The organism is Marinitoga sp. 1135, from assembly GCF_013363245.1.
GTDB lineage: Bacteria > Thermotogota > Thermotogae > Petrotogales > Petrotogaceae > Marinitoga > Marinitoga piezophila.
This window is the reverse complement of sequence record NZ_LBEZ01000025.1, coordinates 50145-70749: the sequence shown is the minus strand read 5'-3', so window position 1 is coordinate 70749 and position 20605 is coordinate 50145. Positions and strand designations below refer to the sequence as shown.

The following is a 20605-nucleotide window of genomic DNA, read 5'->3' as shown; positions in this document are numbered from 1 at the left end:
CAATAAACCTCCACTTTATTTTTGTAATTCTTTTAATTTGTTTAAAACATCTTCCACATGCCCTTTTACTCTAACCTTTTCCCAGACATGTGCAATTTTTCCTTCAGGATCTACTAAAACTGTTGTTCTTACAACACCATAATATTCCCTGCCATACATCTTTTTCAATTGCCACACACCAAAATCTTCTAAAACCTTTTTTTCTTCATCACTTAATAACTTAACCTTTAGATTATGCTTTGTTTTGAATTTTTGATGTTTATCTATACCATCAGGACTTATACCAACAATTTCTGCATTTAATTTCTTGAATTCATCAAGCATTTCTGTAAAATCTATTGCTTCTGTTGTACAGCCTTTTGTATTGTCTTTTGGGTAAAAATACACAACAACCCATTTTCCTCTGTAATCGTTTAATTTAAATTCCTTTCCTTCATCATCTAATAATGTAAAATCAACAACATCACCTACATTGTATTTTAAATATTTCATGAAATCCCCCCTTTAAATTTTTACATGTTGATTTTTTTGAAAATGTGCAATTAAGTTATATATGTAAGAAAACCTCATAAAAAGATTCACTCATGCAGCTTGATTGCTAATCCTCAAAAATTACTCGTTCTTGGGGGTCGTTGCAGACTCACATCCATGTTCGTCTTCACTCAAAATCACATCCATGTGATTTTGACCCCCGCCACTCGCAATTTTTTCGGGCAATCTTCGAGCATTCGTTCATCTTTTTATTCGGTTTTCTTCTCTGAATTAATAATTTTTTTGTTTACAGATATTTTTAATTTTATTTTGCCTTTAAGTACATGGTTAGGTTCATGATGTCTGATGGTGTGATGCCCGGTATCCTCATTGCCTGGCCTACAGATTTAGGCCTTACCCTGGATAATTTCTCAACAGCTTCATATGCAAGGTTTGGCACCTTTGAAAAGTCTATATTCTCAGGTATTTTTTCCTTTTCCAACCTCTTCATTTTTTCCACATCTTCCATCATTCTCTTTATATATCCACCATATTTTATTGCAATCTCAACCTGTTCAAGTAATTCTTTGTCTTTTATTGGCTGTGGATCAAATTCCATAATATCTGTATATAATACCTGCGGTCTTTTGAGAATATCGTATAAACTCATTCCCATTTTTATAGCCGATGTTCCTTTTGAAACAAGAATATCGTTTATTGTATTATTTGGTTTTACTTTTATATTTTTCAATCTTTCAATTTCTTCATCAATATTCCTTTCTAATTTCAATACCTTTTCATAGAATTCCTTTGGAATAAGACCGTACTTATATCCATACTTCGCCAATCTCAAATGTGCATTGTCATGTCTTAATAAAAGCCTGTATTCAGCACGTGAAGTAAGTAATCTATATGGCTCATTTGTTCCTTTGATTATCAAATCATCAATTAAAACTCCTATATAGGATTCGGCACGTGAAATAATAAACGGTTCTTCACCTCTTAATTTAAGCGCAGCATTTATACCTGCAATTAAGCCCTGCCCTGCAGCTTCTTCATATCCACTGGTTCCGTTAATCTGCCCGGCAAAATATAACCCTTCAATAATCTTTGATTCAAGCGTATGTTGAAGTTGATCTGGATATGCAAAATCATATTCAACAGCATATGCAGGTCTTACAATTATTGCATTTTCCAAACCAGGTACACTTCTCACCATTTGTATCTGAGCTTCATAAGGTAAAGAGGTACTTAAACCATTTATATAATATTCCTGTGTATTTCTTCCTTCCGGTTCTACAAATAATTGATGTGAATCCTTATTAAATTTTACAACCTTATCTTCAATTGATGGACAATAACGTGGCCCTATACTTTCAATTAATTTTACTTCACCATATAATGGAGAGAACATCAGATATTTTTTTATGATATCATGTGTTTCTTTTGTAGTTCTTGTAAGCCAGCATGGAAAATCTTTTTCAAGAACCTTCGGTTCACTGAAATATGAAAATGCCAATGGTTCGTCAGCAGTATCCTGTCTTTCCATTTTTTCAAAATTAATACTTTCTTTTAAAACTCTTGCTGGAGTTCCTGTTTTAAACCTACCGAGTTTTATGCCATGCTTTTTCAATGATTCGCTTAATCCATTAGCAGGAAAATCTCCCATTCTTCCTGATTCAAAAACACTTCTTCCAACAAAGATTTTCCCTCTTAAAAATGTCCCTGTTGTTAAAATTACAGCTTTTGCTTCGTACTTTGCGCCGAGTTCAGTTACAACACCTTTTATCTTTCCATTTTCCACAACCAATTCTTTTACAAGACCATATCTTAATAATAGATTAGGTGTTGTGTGAAGTATATTTTTCATTCTCTGTGAATAGTCATATTTATCTATCTGCGCTCTTAATGCTCTTACAGCAGGTCCTTTTTTGGTATTTAACATTCTGATATTAATCATACTCTGGTCAGTTACCTGCGCCTGTAATCCACCAAGCACATCTATTTCTCTTGTAACTATACCTTTAGCTGGACCACCAATTGCTGGATTACATGGTGCCCAACCAACATTATCAAGATTTATTGTTAGCAATAACGTTTTCATTCCCATTTTAGCGGAAATATATGCAGCCTCTATTCCAGCATGTCCGCCACCAACAACAATAACATCATAAATCAGGTCATCTTCAAACTTTCTCACAAAAGGTCCCTCCACTCTATAATTTTATTTTTAATCAATACCTATAAATTATCGTCAAAATAAATCTTCCATTTATATTTTTTAGCCAGATGTGCTCCATATACAAATCCACCTATATGAGCCCACCATACTACTCCCGAACCATAATAAGGCCCTATTAGCGATAATACACCATTAAATATCTGGGACATAAACCAAATTCCAATAAATATAAATGCAGGAATATCTATAAAAAACGGAAATACAATTATTATGAATAACGTCTGTATTTTTGCAAATGGGAATAATACAAAATACAATCCTATTATTCCTGCAATTGCACCTGATGCACCTATGGTAACCACAGGAGAAGTTATATTAAAAATATAATGTGTAAATGCTGCTATATAACCACTTATAATATATACCATTAGAAATTTAAAATGTCCCAATGTATCTTCCACATTATCCCCAAATAACCACAACGACCACATATTTCCCAAAATATGCAAAAAACTTCCATGCAAAAACATACTTGTGAAAATCGAAAATAGGTTTAATATTATATATTGAATATTTCCTGTTACTATTCCTTTTGTTAATTCCCCAGGAATAAAACCATAATAGTTTATGAAATGCTCTCTTATTCCAGAAGGTAATGATAACTCTACAAAAAACACTATGGTATTTATGATAATCAAAGTTATAGTAACTACCGGGATTCTTTTACTGGGATTTATATCTCTTAGTGGAAACATTTTATTCTCCTTTCGTCATATCAGATTAATTTATTTTATTTCATTTACTTAATGATGTTTATTATAGGAAAAAGACTAATGCAAAAAGCATTAGTCTATATATTCTGAAGCGTATTTTTTACTTTTAATAATGCCAATAATATCAATCTCGTAGATTACAAAATATAATATAAAACTCAACGCTATTCCATAAATTATATCTATAATTGAATGCTGTTTAATCATAACCGTTGAAGCAATTATTAAAGACATTATTACAAAAGAAACGCTTCTCATTATCTTATTATCTTTAAATTCATTGCTTTTTATTATACTAAAATGCACTGCCAATGAATCCAGAACATGGATGCTTGGAGCTGTATTAGTTGGTGTATCATTTAGATAAATATTCTTTATTAAATTTGAAAAAAAATCATTTGATTGAATTACAGGTCTTAAATTTTGACCATTGGGATATATCATATAGATAAAATAACATGCTGTCATTCCCACAAACATAAAAGAAATCAATCTATAATAATCTTCTTTTGATTTAAAACCAAAATAAATTATTGCCATAAGTATATAGATATACCAGAATAAATAAGGAACTACCATTTCTTTAACAAAAGGAATATAATAATCTATTTTAGAGGATATTACATACTTTGGAACAGCATTTATTGTTTCTGTATATTTATACAAATGATAAATAACTATATAATATAATAAAAATAAGAAATGACCATATTTTCTTAGTTTATCTAGCAATGTGGTAATCCCTCCCATAACAGAAATTATAAAAATTTATTCATATATAAAAAAACTGCAATTTTTATTATACAACATTTTCTTTTCATTTCGTAATAATGTTTGTGAAAATTTATTTTTCACATATATTTAAACAAGCTTCTCAATAGAAATTCCATTAATAACAACAAATTTCATCTTATCTTCTGAAAAATTTTAAAAGATAATGATATACTATAATTGAAGAGATTTTAAAAATAGGGAGTTGATAATATGAATTTTATAGAATATATTTTCATTTTACCAGAAAATCAGGAGGAAGATGTAGAAACTTTCCTTGCAATTAATGAATTTCAAAATTACTATATAGACAAACCAACAAAAGGTCAGGAAGCTATAAAACTATATATAAATCCCAATTATCCAGAACAAGAAGTTTTAAACTTTTTTGAAGATAGATTTGAGCTCATTTCCAAAAAAGAAATTTCAGAGCAGGAATGGCTTAAACCCTGGGTTGAATCCTTAAAACCATTTGAATTTTTGGAAAATATCTGGATTTTACCTGATCCGGAAAAATCTGAAGGTGTTCCCAAAAATGCAAAAATAATAAAAATTATTCCCGGAACAGCTTTTGGAACCGGATTGCATCCTACAACAAAGTTAGCTGCAAAAAATTTACTAAAGGTTATAGGTGAAGGTGCAGAAGTATTGGATGTTGGCACAGGAACTGGAATATTGTCTATCATCGCATATTTATTTAACGCAAAAAACATTGTAGCACTTGATTACGATATTCTTGCTGTAGAAAAGGCTATAGAAACATTTAATTTAAACGGAATAGAAAATATAACAGTTAAGCAATCTGATTTACTTTCAAATATAGACAATTCCGAAAAATTCGATATTATAATTGCCAATATAGTTGTTCCAATTTTATTGAGATTATTAGATGACGAAAAGCTCGACAATATTTTAAATGACAATGGTTATTTAATTCTTTCTGGAATTAATGCAGAACGCGAGAATGAAATTCTTTCAAAAATAACAGAACACGAATATAATATAATTTCAAGAGAGGAAGATGCTGGATGGATATCAATTCTCCTACAGAAAAGGATTTAAATATAATAGAAAAACAGATAAACAGGAAACCTCATAAGGTTATTGACATACCTAAACGCTGTTCTTATGGTTATCCTATAGTTATAAAAAGTTATCCTGTTAAGGATAATGAACCATTTCCAACATTATACTGGCTTACATGTCCTCATTTAATTAAAGCTGTAGGAAAACTTGAATCGCTTGGTAAAATCAAAAAATGGGAAGAAGAATTAAAAAATAACGAAGAATTATTAAATTCTTATCTTAATGCCCATAAAGAAGAACAGGAAGAAAGACTCAAAATCCTGGATAATAACACAGAAGAATGGATTAAAAATGCTTTAAAAAAGGTAGGAATAGGTGGCATTAGAAATTTTGAAACGATAAAATGTTTACATCTGCATCTTGCATCGTATTTAGGAGGAACACCAAATCCAATTGGCGAAAGGGTGTGGCGTGAAATTGAAAAAGAGGCGGAATGTCCGAACTGCATCTGTTGTTTATTATAGGGATTTTAGAACACATTTTGTAATCTTCATATTGATTTTATTTGGAATATTATCTATAGTTAGAAATATTCTATTAAATGACTATACAGCTGCTATGAATATTGGCATGAAATTCTTTGCCTTATTAGTAGCAAGATTTGGTTTGTATATAACTTCACCTATGACAGATTTTTCCATTTATACCTTTAGTATATTAAATCTATTTAATATCAACACATTATATCTTGGAGATATATCCTTTTTTATGGCTTTTGCATTTACACTTCATGACATGCTAAGGGCAAGAAGATATATATTCACAGATTCATTGACTGGACTTCTTAATAGGCGTTATTTTGTTGAAATTGTTCCAAAGGTTGTTAAATTAAAGGAATATATTGGAAAAGACTTTGGAATTATTGTTATTGACGTCAATAACTTTAAACCTGTAAACGATAAGTTTGGCCATAAAACAGGAGATTATGTCCTGAAAAAAATTGGTGAAATAATCGCTTCTTCTGTGAGAAAAAGCGATTTACCAATTAGATACGGCGGTGATGAATTTTTAATAATAGTATCTTCAGATAAAGAAGAAGTTCTTGATGAAATTATTGAAAGAATCAACAAAAAAATAAAAGATACTTTAAAAGCTTCCTTTAATGTATCAGTTGCCGCTGGAAAATACATAAAAACCAAAGACGATAATATTACTTTAGAAGAGATGTTTGAAACTGCTGATAAAAATATGTATATAGACAAAAGAAGGAGCAAAAGAGAAGATGCTCGATAGAAAGGTTTTGAAAGATATACCAAATGAACCTGGAGTATACATATTCAAAAACAAGGATTCAAAACCTATTTATATCGGAAAAGCAAAAAAATTAAAAAACAGGGTTTCATCATATTTCAATCCTTCAAATCAGGAAAAAAATGAAAAGATAAAATTAATTGTTGAAGAAGCCGAATTTCTTGATTATATTGTAGTTAGAAATGAAGATGAAGCCTTGATTTTAGAATCAAATTTAATATTCAACCATAAACCTAAATATAATATCTTATTAAAGGATACACGTGTTTATCCTTATATTGCTATTACAAAAGAGGATTTTCCCCTTATAAAACTGGTTCGTACCAAAAAAGGGGAAAATGCTTTTTTTTATGGACCATATTCAAATGTATCAATGGTCAGGGGGATAATTGAAATAATTCAATGGGTATATAAGGTAAGAACCTGCGAAAGAAATTTAAACAAAAAGTCCAAACCATGCTTTTTATATCATCTTGGAAAATGTTTTGCACCATGTTATGTTGACGTAGATAAAAAAGAGTATAATAAAGCCGTTAGGAAAGTTAAGAAATTCTTAAACGGAGACGTAAAATCAATAAGAAAATATATTGAAGATTCAATGAAACAATATGCCAAAATACTCAATTTTGAAAGAGCTGCCCAATTGCGAGATTTATTATTTAAACTCGATAAGCTTTTCATGCCTATAGGCGTTGAAATAGCCCATAACAAAGATGTTGATATAATAGCCATTGATAATGAATACCCTATTGCCGTTTTAATAATAATAAGGCATGGATATGTGATATCAAAACTGACCTTTACAATAGAAGGAAACATTAACGATTTTCTTCATCAGTACTATATCGTAAGAAAAAATATATTACCAGAAGAAATATGGATTAAAGACCTCAACATAGAAAAAATAGATAAGGACATAAAACATTTCTTTATTTCCAACGGAATTAAAGAACTTTCCAATCTTTCTGAAAAAAGCTCCGAATTACTTGAAATAATAAATAGAAATCTCGAAGAAGAAGTAAAAAAACAAACGGATTTAGGCAATACGTTAAAACAGGCAAAGGAAATTTTATCCCTTAAAAAAATCCCATATAGAATGGAAGGCATTGATATTTCACATTTACAGGGATTATATACCGTTGCGTCATTAATTACATTTGAAAACGGAAAGCCTAAAAAAGATGATTATAGAAGATACAGATTAGACGAATTCAAAGAACCAAACGATTTTGAATCAATAAGAACAGTAATTAAAAGAAGATACACAAAACATCCTTTACCTGACTTATTATTTATAGACGGCGGAAAAGGCCAGGTAAATTCCGCAGTTGAAGCTTTAAAAGAAATTGGTTATACACTTGATGACGTTGATGTCGTTGGTATTGCAAAAGAAGATGAAAGAATAGTCTTTCCAGGAGACATTGAAGATTTACATTTGCCCTTAGACCATCCTGTACTAAGAATGCTTATATTCATGAGAGATGAAACACATAGATTTGCCATAACCTTTAATAGAAAACTCAGGGCAAAAAGATTTGAACGTTCAAAATTAGACGATATTCCAGGTATTGGTCCAAAAAGAAAGAAGGCTTTAATAAACCACTTTGGAAGTATTGAAAATATTTCCAAAGCTTCCTGGCAGGAAATAAACAAGGTTATAAACAATGAAAAGGTCGCAAAAAAAATAAAGGAATTCTTCGATTGAGGTTGGGGGGATATAATGAAAAAATATTCTATTTTAGGATTCTTAATTATTTATCTTGTCTGGCACATGGCTGCATATTATTTGCATAATGAATTACTCGTTCCATATCCTCATAATGTCTTTTTAAGATTATTATCTTTTTTCAAAACAAAAGATTTTTATATTGACTTATTCAGTACAATTTCAAAAATTATCCTTGGATTTATAATCTCAACAATAATAGGCATTCCATTTGGAATATTATCTGGTTTAAGTGAAAAATTCTTTAAAATCTTTCGACCAACGTTAATGATTATCCAAAGCTCTCCTGTTGTTTCATATATTGCCATAGCCATGTTATGGTTTGGAATAGGATTTTACACACCTGTTTTCGTTTCATTTATGGTAGTCTTCCCTATTGTAGTTTTAAACATATCAGAAGGCATAAAATCTACAGACAAAAAATTGCTCGAAATGGCAAAAGTTTTTGAAATTCCAGACAAAAAAATACTTACAAAAATCTACATTCCATCTCTCGTTCCTTTTCTAAAATCCACGTTAAACCTTATTTCGGGAAACCTCTGGAAAGCTGTTGTTATTGGTGAATTTTTAGCTGGTGAAAGAGGCATAGGTGTTGGTCTTTCTTTCAGTAAAATAGCCCTCGATACAGAAGGTGTCTTTGCCTATTCTGTATTACTCGCTATTTTAGGATTATCTTCAGAAAAACTACTTAAAAATCTCTCTCATCTTAAACGTAAAGATAGAGGGAAAATACCTCATATTAAGAATTCTATTAACATAAAAAAAGAAAGAAATTTACAAAATATTATCATAGAAGATTTGAACAAACAGTTTGATGGCAACGTCATATTGCAAGGATTCAACATTACTTTCTATCATAACAAAATAAACATAATGCTTGGTGAATCAGGAATTGGAAAAACAACTATTTTGAATCTCATAGCGGAACTTTTAAAACCCGATAAAGGAGTTATTATAAAAAAAGGAAAAATTGGATATATATTTCAGGACGATCGTCTAATTCCATGGCTTACAGTATATGAAAACCTTGAGTTGGTAAATGAAAAAATCGACACAGAAGAGCTGGAAAAACTGCTGGAATTTCTAAATCTATCAAAAGATGTATTGTTAATGTATCCCGATGAATTATCTGGAGGGATGAAAAAACGAATAAACATATTACGCGCTATAGTATATGAACCGGATATTATATTAATGGACGAGGCATTTTCTTCACTTGATATTTCAACAAAATACAAAGTAATGAATGAATTATTAAATATACAAAAAGAAAGATTATATACCATAGTAATGGTTACCCATGATCCATTTGAGGTTTCTGTTTTAGGTGAAATTGTATATATCTTAAAAGAAAAACCCATAAAAATACACAAAAAATTCGAATTCAGAGAAAGTTATAAAAGAAATTCCGAAGAAAATCATCACATTCTTTATGAAATCAACAAAATTTTGTTAGCGTAACTTAATCTGATTCTAAGTTTTTTTTAAGGAAACTGCGCAAAAATAATTATGGTAATGATTGCAACAGGAGGTGGTAGTGATGAAGAAATTAGTAATGGCATTGATGATGGTAGTTCTAACAGTATCAACTTTTGCTTTTGTTAATCCAGATTATGTTTCACCAGTAGTAAAAGTTGTTAATGAAGCTGCACCTGCAGTGGTTAATATTGAGGCAGTTGGGCATAAAAAGGCTTCAATAGACCCTTTCTTTGAAGATTTTTATAAAAGATTCTTTGGAGAAACACCATGGACACAGGATAGAGAATTTAAAGCTTTGGGAACAGGTTTTATCTTTGACAAAAGAGGATATATATTAACAAATTTTCATGTTGTAGAAGATGCTGACGAAATCACAATTACAACACTTGAAGGGAAAAAATACAAAGCAAAATATGTTGGTGGAGACAAAGACCTTGATATCGCAGTATTACAGGTAAAAACAAATGATAAGCTTCCTGTAATTGAATTAGGTGATTCAGATAATATTCAAATTGGCGAATGGGCAATAGCAATTGGTAATCCTTTAGGATTTAAACATACAGTAACCTTAGGCGTTGTAAGTGCTGTTCATAGAAAATTGCCTAAACCAGATGGACAGGGCGCATATGCTGATTTAATCCAGACAGACGCAGCAATAAATCCTGGAAATAGTGGCGGACCATTATTAAATATTCACGCACAGGTAATTGGTATTAATACAGCTATAGTTAATCCACAGGAAGGACAAAACCTTGGTTTTGCAATCCCAATTAATTTTGCAAAAAGATTCGCTGAAGCTTTAATTAACAATGGTAAAGTTTCAAAAGCATATTTAGGCGTATATGTTCAGGACGTAACAGAATCACTTGCCAAAACATTTGGATTAAATACAACAAAAGGTGCTTTTGTTAGCGATGTTGTAAAGGACTCACCTGCTGAAAAGGCTGGTATAAAACCAGGAGATGTTATCTTAAAAATCGACAACAAAGAAATTGACAGTGCTGATGAATTGGTATATATTGTAAAAACATATCCAGCTGGAGAACATATCAAAGTTGTTGTAAACAGAAAAGGTAGAGAAATTGAATATGAGGTAATACTTGCTGAAAGAGAAGAATTTGCAAAGACAACAGATAAATACTATCTCGGTATAAAAGTAAGAGACTTAACACCAGAAGATATAAATGAATTAAACCTTCCAAAAGAAATGTACGGTGTAATGGTTGAAGATGTAGCAGACAACTCAGAAGCTCAATATATCAATATCAAAAAAGGCGATATTATCATGGAACTTTATATAAACGGAAAAGGTATAAAATTAAAATCAGTAAAAGACTTCCAGAAATATGCAGCAAAAATCAAAAAAGGCGATTATATTGGGTTCATCTTATATAGAGATGGATATAGAAGATCAATATACTTCAAATATATGGGCAAATAATAAAAGGGGCGTTCTGCCCCTTCTTATTTTAAAGAATCCAATTCTTTTTTAGCATCTATTTTTGCCTGTTTTCCCTGTTCAATCCAATCAGGATGTAATGGCATTTCAATAACCTTTTCAAACATTTCTCTTGCCCTGTCATATTTCTTCCATACCTTATACAATACACCTAATTCATAATAGGCATTTACATATCCTGGTTCTATTTCAGCAGCCTTCTTCAAATAATATTCCGACTTTTTATAATTATTCATTGGCCATGGAACATCTCTATATCTCATTCCCATTGCAATATATGCTGTATATAGAGATGGATCAAGTTCAATAGCTTTTGAAATATGTTTATCAAAATCCCCAAGCATAAATAAACTTTGAACTATTCCTTTAAACTGTGCCAACCTTCCAATAGCTGCTCCTAAAACATAATGCGCATAACCATTATCAGGATCAATTTCTACTGCCTTTTTACCAACTTCAACAGCCTGAGAATAAATTTTTTCCTTTTCTTCCTCTTTCACACCCCAATTGGCATATTCTGTTAAAGCATTACAGTAAACTGCTAAAACAGATGCATCAGATGTTTCTTTGCTTAATTCATCAATTAATATTTTTATCTTCTCTACATCATGCAAACTATTTGCATTTTTAAAATCAGTATAATATTCTGTAAAACTTTTACCAAAAAGGCTTGAAAAAAGAAAAAGTAGTAGTAAAATAAAAGTAGCTCTCTTCATAGTCCCCCTCCTTTTCAAAATATTTTATTAATACAATTATATCATAAATTTTAAGTTTTGATGACAGGACTTGATTTTTTAACGAAAATGGTATAAAATTAATATTGAAATAAAAACAAAATAAAAATCAAAAAAGGAAGTGGTTTTATGAGTGAACAGGAAAAAATTGAATATATCAGTGAAGTGTTAAGAAGCCACAAAATATCCCCTTCATTACAGAGAATTCAGGTTTATAAATTCTTAATGGAAAATCATATACACCCCAATGTTGACACTATTTACAAAGAACTTGTTGTGAAAATCCCAACATTATCAAAAACAACCGTTTATAACACATTAAAACTTTTCCAGAGCAAAGGGATTGTCTCTGCTATCACAATTGATGAAAATGAAGTTAGATATGATATTAACACACATCTTCATGGTCATTTTAAATGTATTAAATGTGGTAAAATTTTTGATTTTGATATCCACGAAATTAAAATTGACTCCAATTTGGAAAAAGAAAACAAAATCCTTGATCAACAATTGTACATTAAAGGCATTTGTAAAGAATGTCTTGCAAAAGAAGAAAATACAGATGAATAATATTATTAAGGCTCCCATTGGAGCCTTATTTTATTTAAGAAATTTATATTTCATTTTAATTACTATTATCTTAGTGTTGACAAACAGGAAAAATTATGTTATACTTACAAAAAAAATTCTGAAGGAGGATATTAACATGATGAATTTAATAAATACATTAAATATAAATTCAATAATATTAAGACATCACTCAAGGTGTGGCCTGAGGCTAACACCTTGAGTTGTCGTATTAACTCAAGGAATCCAGAGGGCCACACTTTAAAAAGTGTGGCCCTTTTTTATTATCAAAAATTCTAAATTTTTATATATGGGAGGGAGAGATTATGAAAAAGGTATTTGTTATGATGGTTGTTGTAATTTTAAGTATGGTGATATTTGGAGGAAAAATTGAGGAAATTCAAAAACGCGGTGTGTTACTAATTGGTCAGGATCCTGCTTATGCTCCATTTTACGGTGTAAACACAAAAGGCGAAAGAATTGGTTATGAAGTTGAACTGGCAAAAATGATGGCTGATGTTTTAGGTGTAAAAGTAAAATTTGTAATTACTAATTGGGACGGTATTATTCCTGCATTGTTAGCAGATAAATTTGATTTCATTTTAGCTGGAATGACAATAACACCTGAAAGGGCTTTAAAGGTTAATTTCACAACTTCTTATTATGAAACAGGTCAGATTATATTCTACAATAGCGATAAATATCCCGATGGTTTAACTGAAAACGATCTTAAGAAAATGGGAAACAAAGCAAAAATAGCTGTCCAGCTCGGTACAACAGGGGAATTTGCAGCAAGAAAGTTTTTCCCGGAAGCTAAAATTCTTACATTTGAAACTGTTGATGCTGCAGCATATCAAATAATCACCAAAAAAGCTGATGCTATGGTCTTTGATGAATTATACTACGGCTCTATATCAAAAAAATATCCTGCTATAAAAACAACAGAAAATCTTTTAAACAAAGAAAAATTAGGAATTGCTGTAAAAAAGGAAAATATTGATCTATTATTATGGTTAAACACATTTATAGAATGCGTAAAAACAGACGGAACATTAGATCAATTAAAACAAAAATGGATGATTGAATACGATTGGGGTGAATAAACTTTGGACAGAAGATATATGAAAAAAATATTCACATATTTTGTTATAATAATGATTTTCGCACTTTTCTATTTTCAGATGTCAAAAACCTATCCTTTTAATTGGAGCAAGGTGCCTTTTAAATATATGAGTCTTTATCTTGACGGATTCTATATGACTTTAAAAATTTCAGTTTTCTCAATCTTTTTTGCATTGATAATAGGTGTAGTAGTGGGAATAATGAAAACATCAAAATTTGAACTCTTAGAAGATTTTGCGAATACATATACAACCATATTTAGAAATATTCCATTACTTGTAATAATCTTAATAACCTATTATGGCGTTGGTTCAATAATTGATATAAGTGCATACGTTGGAGCAATAGTATCTCTCGCATTATTTGAAGGTGCCTATATTTCCGAAATAATCCGTGGAGGTATAGAAGCCGTTCCAAAAGGACAGATAGAAGCAGCAAAAAGTATAGGACTAAACACATTCTTCTTATACATTGACGTATTATTGCCTCAGGCATTTCGAACAACATTACCTGCATTAACAGGACAATTTATCAGTCTTGTAAAAGACAGTTCTTTAGCATCTGTAATTGCTTTACAGGAATTAACGATGGTTGGTAGGCAAATTGCCACCTCCTCGTTTGCTTCCTTTGAATCATATATCACAATAGCCGCATTTTATTTCACGGTCACAGCCTTATTACAACTACTTGGAAAATATTTTGAAAGGAGGTTCGCAATTCCATGATAATAAAAATTAAAAAACTTGTCAAAAGCTTTGGAGATTTAGAAGTATTAAAAGGAGTGGATTTAACGGTATTAAAAGGTGAAGTTCTTGTAGTTATGGGACCTTCTGGCTCTGGAAAATCAACATTATTAAGATGTATTGCCGGTCTTGAACCATATCAAGATGGAATAATAACCCTGGAGGAAAAAAATATATTAAATTACGATAGAAAAAAACTTGTTCAAAAAATAGGTTTTGTATTTCAGCAACACAACCTATTTCCTCATTTAAAAATTATAGACAATATCTCATTGGGATTAATAAGAACAAAAAAAATGACAAAAAAAGACGCTTATGATATAGCTTTGAAAGTGTTGGAAGAAGTTCATTTAAAAGATAAAGCATATAATTTTCCTTCACAATTATCTGGCGGACAACAACAACGTGCAGGAATAGCAAGGGCTTTAGCAATGGATCCGGAAATTATATTATTTGATGAACCCACATCAGCACTTGACCCAAGTCTGGTATATGAAGTAAAAGAAACAATGGTAGAATTGGCAAAAATGGGAAAAACCATGATAGTTGTAACCCACGAAGTAGATTTTGCAAAAAAAGCAGGAAACAGAATTATATTTATGAAAGACGGAAAAATCCTTGAAAATATGGATCCTGAAACTTTTTTTAAAACAGAAATGAAATATGAAATTGCATAATACATAATCAATATCCCCTATATAAAGCAATTATGATATAATATAGATAAGTTATAATGTTCTTATTTTTGGAGGGGATTAAAATGAAGAAGAAAATACCATACGGAGAACAGAATTTTGAAAGATTAAGAAAAGATAATTATTATTATATAGACAGGACACAATATATAGAAAAATTAGAAAACTTAGATGAAAAATATATAGTATTTTTAAGACCAAGAAAGTTTGGAAAAACATTATTTTTAGATACACTTGGAAAATATTATGATATCAATTATAAAAATAAATTTGAAGAATTATTTGGAGATTTATATATTGGCAAAAATCCAACACCATTAAAAAATGAATATTATATTTTAAAAATGAACTTTTCTGGAGTTCAGACAGAAAATAAAGATATATTAGTAGAAAGCTTTAAAAATAAAGTTATAAGAGCGCTTAAAAATTTCAAAAATGATTATAATTTAAAAATAAAAATAGAAAAAGAGTTAACAGAACCGGCAGATATAATAGGTTCATTTTTAGATGATGTAAAGGAAGAAATAAACAAACCAATATACTTATTAATAGATGAATACGACCATTTTGCAAATGAGTTATTGAGTTTTAATCTCGATTTATTCAGAGATAGCGTAACAAAGCATGGATTTGTAAGGAAGTTCTACGAAGAAATAAAAAAAGGAACGCAAACAATAATAGAAAGAATATTTATGACAGGAGTAAGTCCAATAATGCTAGATTCATTAACCAGTGGGTTTAATATAACAATGAATATTACAATAGAAAAAGATTTCAATAGAATGTTGGGATTTACAAAAGAAGAAGTAATTCAATTACTTGAATATTATGAGATATATTCAGAAAAACTTTTTAAAATAATAAAAGAATATTATGGTGGATATAAATTCAGCTGGGATGCAACTGAAACAGTATATCATCCAAACATGATATTTTATTCTATTAAGGAGTATTTATCTAAAGGAAAAATACCAGAAAAAATAATTGATGATGATACAGAAAAATATTATGAAAGAATTAAAAATCTTTTTGAATTTGCAATATATTCAGATGATGAAGAAGAAAAATCTAATATTCCATTAAAAGAATATGGATTGAGAAGAATAATAGGAGATAAGTTAAAGGAAATATGTGAAAAAGAAGAAATTTTTATAAACGAGCTTGCAACAAAAATTTATTCTGATTATATGCCGAATGCAAAAGAAATAAAATCATTGTTGTTTTATGAAGGATTCCTGACTCTTGAAAAAGAGGGAATAAAAACGTATTTAAAAATACCAAATCATTCAATGAAAAATGTATTTTTAAAATTTAGTGAAAAATATTATTGAAAATTTAATCTTTGTTGGAAAAGAGGCTAAATTTGTTGAGGAAGTGAAATAAAATTACAGTGGGTGAGTCAAATGCTTTTAGATGAAATAAAAAAAGGTGAAAATAAGAGACTTGAACTGAAAGAAAAGCTTCCTTCAAACGAAGCTATCGCCAAAACTGTTGTTGCATTTAGCAATACCAGTGGCGGAAAATTAATTATTGGAGTAAATGATAACAGAGAAATAGTAGGGATTGAAGAAGACAAAATTTTTGAATATGAAGAAAAAATTTCATCTATCATTAATGATTTATGCTATCCGACTATTTTACCAGAAATTTACGCTCAAAATATTAATGGCAAAGTAGTTCTGGTTATAGAAGTTTTTCGCGGTTCATTATTGCCATATTATCTTAAAAATAAAGGAAAATTAAAAGGAACATATATAAGAATTGGCTCAACAAACAGAATCGCAGATGAAAATATGATAGCAGAACTCCAAAGACAAAGACTTAATAAAAGTTTTGATGAAGAAATAAATTTTGAATTTGAAATCAAAGATATTGATTTAAATATCATTTATAACGAATTCAAAAAAATAAATAAAAAATGTGATTATGACAAATTAAAAAATTTAAAACTCATAAAAAATATAAACGGTAAAGATATGCCCACAAATGCACTTTTAATAACTCTTGGAAAATTTGATAATACAATGATAAAATGTGCGAGATTTAAAGGGATCACAAAAGAAATATTTATAGATAAAAAAGAATTCGATGGAAATTTATTTTATAATCTGGAAAACACCATTAAATTTTTACAGAACCATCTTAATTTAAATGCAGAAGTTGAAGGATTACAATTAAAGGAAGAGCTTGAAATTCCACTTTTGACTCTTAGAGAAGTGCTAATAAACGCAATAATTCATAGAGATTATTTAAGAAACAGTGATATTAAAGTAGCTATTTATGATGATATTGTGGAAATTGTTTCACCTGGAGGATTTCCAAATGGATTAACTTTAGAAGAAGTAATGAATGGAAGAAGTGAAATAAGAAATAAAGTTTTGGCTAATCTTTTTAGAGAATTAAATTATGTAGAAACCTGGGGAAGTGGAATTGGAAAGGTTAAAAAAATTTGCGAAGAAAAAACATCAAATTTGAAATAAATGAAACAGGGAATTTTGTGAGTATTGTTTTTTACAGACCAAAAATAAATACCGTTGAAAAACCAGCGAATAACCAGCGAAAAACCGACGGAAAACCGACAGAAAACCGACGGAAAACCGGCGGAAAACCGACGGATTTAACAATTCAAGAAGAAATAATTTATGATTTTGTAATTAAAAACAAAAAAATTAATGTAAAAAATGCTGAAAATATATTAAATATAAAATCAACAAGAGCAAAGGAAATTCTTAAGAATTTAACTAAAAAAGGTATTTTAGAAAAAATCGGCAAAACAAAAGGTAGTTATTATATCTTAAAAAATCAACATTAAAAAATAAAATCCTCCTCTTCCTGGATAATAGAAACAACTCAGGAAGAGGAGGTTTTTATAATACTTCTTTACAACATTATTGATTTTTATATACAGAAATATTATTGTAAAAAATCACTTGACAATTCATAATTTATATGTTAGAATTTATTCAAATAATAGTATGGAGGAGTTTAGTATGTTTTTGAGATCGCTATTAAACACAATAAATAACAATAAAACATTAAATAATCAGCCCGAACCCAAAGGTGTGGTCTTTACACAACACCTTAAGTTCGGTGTATAATGCTATTTGTATAACTTAAGGGATTAATGTAAAGGCCACACTATAAAAAGTGTGGCCTTTTTTCTATATCAGGAGGTGATTTGATGAAAAAAGAAGATTTAAAGCACGGTCTTGAGGGTGTTGCTGTTGCAATAAGTTCCATATCTTATGTAGACGGTGAAAAAGGTAAGCTCGTGTATAGAGGATTTGAAATAGAAGATCTCGTTGAAAACTCATATTTTGAAGAGGTAGCATATTTAATCTGGTTTGGCTCTTTGCCAAATGAAAATGAAGAGGATTTTATAAAATCAATGTTATCAAAAAAGAGAAATCTTCCAGAAAACATTGTGGAAATGATGAGGTTATTCCCGGAAAACGCTCATCCCATGGCTGTTTTACGAAGTGTTGTTTCAATGCTTGGAATGTATTCAAAAGAAGATAATTCAACGCTTGAAAATGCTATTAATTTAACGGCAAAGATTCCAACAATTATTGCATATTGGTATAGGATAAAAAATAATTTACCTATTATTTATCCTGAGGAACATCTCAATCATTCTGAGAATTTCCTGTATATGATGTTTGGTGAATTACCTGAATATTCAAAATGTTTTGATAAGGCTTTGATACTGCATATGGAACAGGGAATGAACGCATCAACCTTTGCTTCAACGGTAACCTCATCAACATTGTCTGATATTTATTCAGTTATCACAACTGCAATAGGCACATTAAAAGGACCATTACACGGCGGAGCAAATGAAAAGGTGCTTGAAATGCTGGAAGAAATAGGAGATATAGAAAAAGTTCCTGAATATATTGATAATCTCATTAGAAACAAGAAAAAGATAATGGGATTTGGACACAGAATTTATAAAACATATGATCCAAGGGCAAGAATTCTAAAAAAATGGGTTCAGGAAATTTCTGCTCATGAGAAGGTTGATTTTTTTGATATTGCCGTAAAGGTTGAAGATGTTGTGGTAAAAAGGTTTAAGGATAAGAATATTTATCCAAATGTGGATTTTTATTCTGGTATTCTCTATAACCACTTTGGCATTCCAAAGGAATTTTTCACAACGATTTTTGCCATGGCAAGAATTGTAGGTTGGACTGCACATGCAATGGAATACAGAAAGAATAACAGAATTTTCAGACCGCGCTCTATTTATAATGGACCAAAAGATTTGAAATATAAGGATATGAAGGGAGTTGAAATAAATGGGTAAAACACTTGCAGAGAAAATACTCAGCATGCATGTAGGCAAAGATGTAATACCCGGCGAAATTATAATTGCCAATGTTGATCTTGCTTTTGTTCAGGATGGAACCGGGCCTTTAACCGTTGATCAATTTGAAAATATGAATTTTAAAAATGTAAGCACTAAATCTCTCGTTTTTATAGATCATGCTTCACCAAGTCCAAGAAAAGAACTTTCAAATACGCAGAAAAAATTAAGAAATTTTTGTAAAAAAACAGATGCGGAAATATATGATATTGGCGAAGGAATATCACATCAAATTGTAGCTGAGGAATATGCAAAACCAGGAGATTTAATTGTCGGTGCCGATTCACATTCATGTACCGCTGGGGCATTTGCTGCTTTTGCAACAGGAATGGGTTCAACAGATATTTCTCTTGCATATGGTCTTGGAAAGGTATGGCTAAAGGTTCCTGAAACATATAAGATTGTATTAAAGAATAAATTAAACAAAGGTGTATATGCCAAGGATATAATTCTTTATCTTATAGGCATGATAGGTGCTGACGGCGCCACTTATAAGGCTTTAGAGTTCTCAGGCGATGGTATAAAAACATTATCAATGGAATCAAGACTAACCATTTCAAATATGGCAGTTGAAGCAGGTGCAAAGGTTGGATTGTTCCCTGCTGATGAAATTACAAAGGAATATATGAAAAATCAGGGGAGGGAAGATGAATTCAAGGAATTATTCCCCGATGAAGATGCAAGTTATGAAAAGGTTATTGAAATTGATCTGTCTGAAATAGAACCTCAGGTTTCATTCCCTCATACTGTAGATAATACAAGAAATATAAACGACGCAAAAGGTGTTAAAATTGATCAAATATATATTGGAACGTGTACAAATGGAAGGATGGAGGATTTGAGAATTGTTGCTTCAATATTAAAAGGAAAGAAAAAAGATAAGGATATTAGATTAATAATAGCCCCTGCCTCAAAAAAGATTTATTTACAGGCATTACAAGAAGGCTTAATTTCCACATTTATTGAAGCAGGAGCTACTATATTGCCTCCAGGTTGTGGCCCATGTGTTGGCGTTCATGCTGGCGTCCCGGCTGACGGTGAGAAAGTACTATCAACACAAAATAGAAATTTCCACGGAAGAGCAGGAAATCCTGATTCTGAAATATATCTCTGTTCTCCTGCAACAGCTGCTGCCAGCGCATTAACAGGGTATATTACAGATCCAAGGGAGGTAATATAA

Annotated in this window: 20 protein-coding genes; 15 read left to right on the top strand and 5 right to left on the bottom strand. The window is 30.3% G+C overall.

What is annotated here, in order from left to right; translation table 11 throughout:
- Positions 1-15 precede the first annotated feature (15 nt).
- The 4 genes from bcp to XO10_RS09910 form a co-directional block, all read right to left on the bottom strand.
- The gene (gene bcp / locus XO10_RS09925) at positions 16-492 is read right to left on the bottom strand and encodes a thioredoxin-dependent thiol peroxidase (protein ID WP_014297447.1); all 477 of its coding nucleotides are present in this window, start codon (positions 490-492) and stop codon (positions 16-18) included.
- A 304-nt stretch (positions 493-796) separates the two neighbouring features.
- On the bottom strand, positions 797-2671 hold the full coding sequence (gene mnmG, locus XO10_RS09920; protein WP_175421455.1) for a tRNA uridine-5-carboxymethylaminomethyl(34) synthesis enzyme MnmG: 1875 nt from the start codon (positions 2669-2671) through the stop codon (positions 797-799).
- Between the two features lie 41 nt (positions 2672-2712).
- Positions 2713-3408, bottom strand: a complete 696-nt coding sequence (locus XO10_RS09915; protein WP_175421454.1) for a rhomboid family intramembrane serine protease — start codon at positions 3406-3408, stop codon at positions 2713-2715.
- 90 nt (positions 3409-3498) lie between these two features.
- Positions 3499-4158 (bottom strand): phosphatidic acid phosphatase, encoded by a 660-nt coding sequence (locus XO10_RS09910; RefSeq protein WP_175421453.1) that lies wholly within the window; start codon positions 4156-4158, stop codon positions 3499-3501.
- A gap of 252 nt (positions 4159-4410) precedes the next feature.
- On the opposite strand from XO10_RS09910, the gene XO10_RS09905 reads away from it, so the two are divergent.
- The 6 genes from XO10_RS09905 (at position 4411) to XO10_RS09880 (ending at position 11180) form a co-directional block, all read left to right on the top strand.
- On the top strand, positions 4411-5259 hold the full coding sequence (locus XO10_RS09905; protein ID WP_175418556.1) for a 50S ribosomal protein L11 methyltransferase: 849 nt from the start codon (positions 4411-4413) through the stop codon (positions 5257-5259).
- A complete protein-coding gene (locus XO10_RS09900; RefSeq protein ID WP_175418555.1) occupies positions 5226-5747 on the top strand; it encodes a DUF501 domain-containing protein in 522 nt (173 codons plus the stop codon). The genes XO10_RS09905 and XO10_RS09900 overlap by 34 nt, the downstream gene beginning before the upstream one ends.
- Complete coding sequence (locus tag XO10_RS09895; protein WP_014297441.1) at positions 5695-6516, top strand: GGDEF domain-containing protein; 822 nt, start codon at positions 5695-5697, stop codon at positions 6514-6516. The genes XO10_RS09900 and XO10_RS09895 overlap by 53 nt, the downstream gene beginning before the upstream one ends.
- A complete protein-coding gene (gene uvrC / locus XO10_RS09890; RefSeq protein WP_175421452.1) occupies positions 6506-8239 on the top strand; it encodes an excinuclease ABC subunit UvrC in 1734 nt (577 codons plus the stop codon). The genes XO10_RS09895 and uvrC overlap by 11 nt, the downstream gene beginning before the upstream one ends.
- A 15-nt stretch (positions 8240-8254) precedes the next feature.
- Entirely contained in the window at positions 8255-9721 is a 1467-nt protein-coding gene (locus XO10_RS09885; protein ID WP_014297439.1) for an ATP-binding cassette domain-containing protein, read from the top strand.
- A 79-nt stretch (positions 9722-9800) separates the two neighbouring features.
- The gene (locus XO10_RS09880; RefSeq protein WP_014297438.1) at positions 9801-11180 is read left to right on the top strand and encodes a Do family serine endopeptidase; all 1380 of its coding nucleotides are present in this window, start codon (positions 9801-9803) and stop codon (positions 11178-11180) included.
- Between the two features lie 23 nt (positions 11181-11203).
- Here the strand turns inward: XO10_RS09880 and XO10_RS09875 are convergent, their stop codons facing one another.
- Complete coding sequence (locus XO10_RS09875) at positions 11204-11914, bottom strand: tetratricopeptide repeat protein (RefSeq protein WP_014297437.1); 711 nt, start codon at positions 11912-11914, stop codon at positions 11204-11206.
- Positions 11915-12061: 147 nt separating this feature from the next.
- On the opposite strand from XO10_RS09875, the gene XO10_RS09870 reads away from it, so the two are divergent.
- From XO10_RS09870 to XO10_RS09835, 9 genes are all read left to right on the top strand, one after another.
- Positions 12062-12502, top strand: a complete 441-nt coding sequence (locus XO10_RS09870) for a Fur family transcriptional regulator (protein ID WP_014297436.1) — start codon at positions 12062-12064, stop codon at positions 12500-12502.
- Positions 12503-12825: 323 nt separating this feature from the next.
- Positions 12826-13602, top strand: coding sequence for a transporter substrate-binding domain-containing protein (locus XO10_RS09865; RefSeq protein WP_175418554.1), 777 nt, complete (start codon positions 12826-12828; stop codon positions 13600-13602).
- A gap of 3 nt (positions 13603-13605) precedes the next feature.
- Positions 13606-14346, top strand: a complete 741-nt coding sequence (locus XO10_RS09860) for an amino acid ABC transporter permease (RefSeq protein ID WP_254871474.1) — start codon at positions 13606-13608, stop codon at positions 14344-14346.
- Entirely contained in the window at positions 14343-15041 is a 699-nt protein-coding gene (locus XO10_RS09855; protein ID WP_014297433.1) for an amino acid ABC transporter ATP-binding protein, read from the top strand. Before XO10_RS09860 ends, XO10_RS09855 begins: the two co-directional genes overlap by 4 nt.
- An 83-nt stretch (positions 15042-15124) precedes the next feature.
- Positions 15125-16390: an AAA family ATPase gene (locus XO10_RS09850; RefSeq protein WP_175421451.1), complete on the top strand. Its 1266-nt coding sequence runs from the start codon at positions 15125-15127 to the stop codon at positions 16388-16390.
- A 72-nt stretch (positions 16391-16462) separates the two neighbouring features.
- Positions 16463-17539 carry an RNA-binding domain-containing protein gene (locus XO10_RS09845; RefSeq protein ID WP_217671718.1) on the top strand — a complete coding sequence of 359 codons (1077 nt, stop codon included), beginning with the start codon at positions 16463-16465 and terminating at the stop codon, positions 17537-17539.
- A gap of 17 nt (positions 17540-17556) precedes the next feature.
- On the top strand, positions 17557-17871 hold the full coding sequence (locus tag XO10_RS10530) for a hypothetical protein (RefSeq protein ID WP_217671716.1): 315 nt from the start codon (positions 17557-17559) through the stop codon (positions 17869-17871).
- A gap of 369 nt (positions 17872-18240) precedes the next feature.
- Positions 18241-19365, top strand: coding sequence for a citrate/2-methylcitrate synthase (locus XO10_RS09840; protein ID WP_175421450.1), 1125 nt, complete (start codon positions 18241-18243; stop codon positions 19363-19365).
- Positions 19358-20605, top strand: a complete 1248-nt coding sequence (locus XO10_RS09835) for a 3-isopropylmalate dehydratase large subunit (protein ID WP_175421449.1) — start codon at positions 19358-19360, stop codon at positions 20603-20605. Before XO10_RS09840 ends, XO10_RS09835 begins: the two co-directional genes overlap by 8 nt.

What these genes read in the sequence shown, in the direction of transcription:
- XO10_RS09840 (WP_175421450.1), top strand. Translation starts at nt 18,241, where the DNA reads ATGAAAAAAGAAGATTTAAAGCACGGTCTTGAGGGTGTTGCTGTTGCA.
- XO10_RS09875 (WP_014297437.1), bottom strand. Translation starts at nt 11,914, where the DNA reads ATGAAGAGAGCTACTTTTATTTTACTACTACTTTTTCTTTTTTCAAGC.
- XO10_RS09870 (WP_014297436.1), top strand. Translation starts at nt 12,062, where the DNA reads ATGAGTGAACAGGAAAAAATTGAATATATCAGTGAAGTGTTAAGAAGC.
- XO10_RS09885 (WP_014297439.1), top strand. Translation starts at nt 8,255, where the DNA reads ATGAAAAAATATTCTATTTTAGGATTCTTAATTATTTATCTTGTCTGG.
- bcp (WP_014297447.1), bottom strand. Translation starts at nt 492, where the DNA reads ATGAAATATTTAAAATACAATGTAGGTGATGTTGTTGATTTTACATTA.
- XO10_RS09880 (WP_014297438.1), top strand. Translation starts at nt 9,801, where the DNA reads ATGAAGAAATTAGTAATGGCATTGATGATGGTAGTTCTAACAGTATCA.
- XO10_RS09855 (WP_014297433.1), top strand. Translation starts at nt 14,343, where the DNA reads ATGATAATAAAAATTAAAAAACTTGTCAAAAGCTTTGGAGATTTAGAA.
- XO10_RS09915 (WP_175421454.1), bottom strand. Translation starts at nt 3,408, where the DNA reads ATGTTTCCACTAAGAGATATAAATCCCAGTAAAAGAATCCCGGTAGTT.
- XO10_RS09845 (WP_217671718.1), top strand. Translation starts at nt 16,463, where the DNA reads ATGCTTTTAGATGAAATAAAAAAAGGTGAAAATAAGAGACTTGAACTG.
- XO10_RS09865 (WP_175418554.1), top strand. Translation starts at nt 12,826, where the DNA reads ATGAAAAAGGTATTTGTTATGATGGTTGTTGTAATTTTAAGTATGGTG.
- XO10_RS09905 (WP_175418556.1), top strand. Translation starts at nt 4,411, where the DNA reads ATGAATTTTATAGAATATATTTTCATTTTACCAGAAAATCAGGAGGAA.
- uvrC (WP_175421452.1), top strand. Translation starts at nt 6,506, where the DNA reads ATGCTCGATAGAAAGGTTTTGAAAGATATACCAAATGAACCTGGAGTA.
- XO10_RS09835 (WP_175421449.1), top strand. Translation starts at nt 19,358, where the DNA reads ATGGGTAAAACACTTGCAGAGAAAATACTCAGCATGCATGTAGGCAAA.
- XO10_RS09900 (WP_175418555.1), top strand. Translation starts at nt 5,226, where the DNA reads ATGGATATCAATTCTCCTACAGAAAAGGATTTAAATATAATAGAAAAA.
- XO10_RS09850 (WP_175421451.1), top strand. Translation starts at nt 15,125, where the DNA reads ATGAAGAAGAAAATACCATACGGAGAACAGAATTTTGAAAGATTAAGA.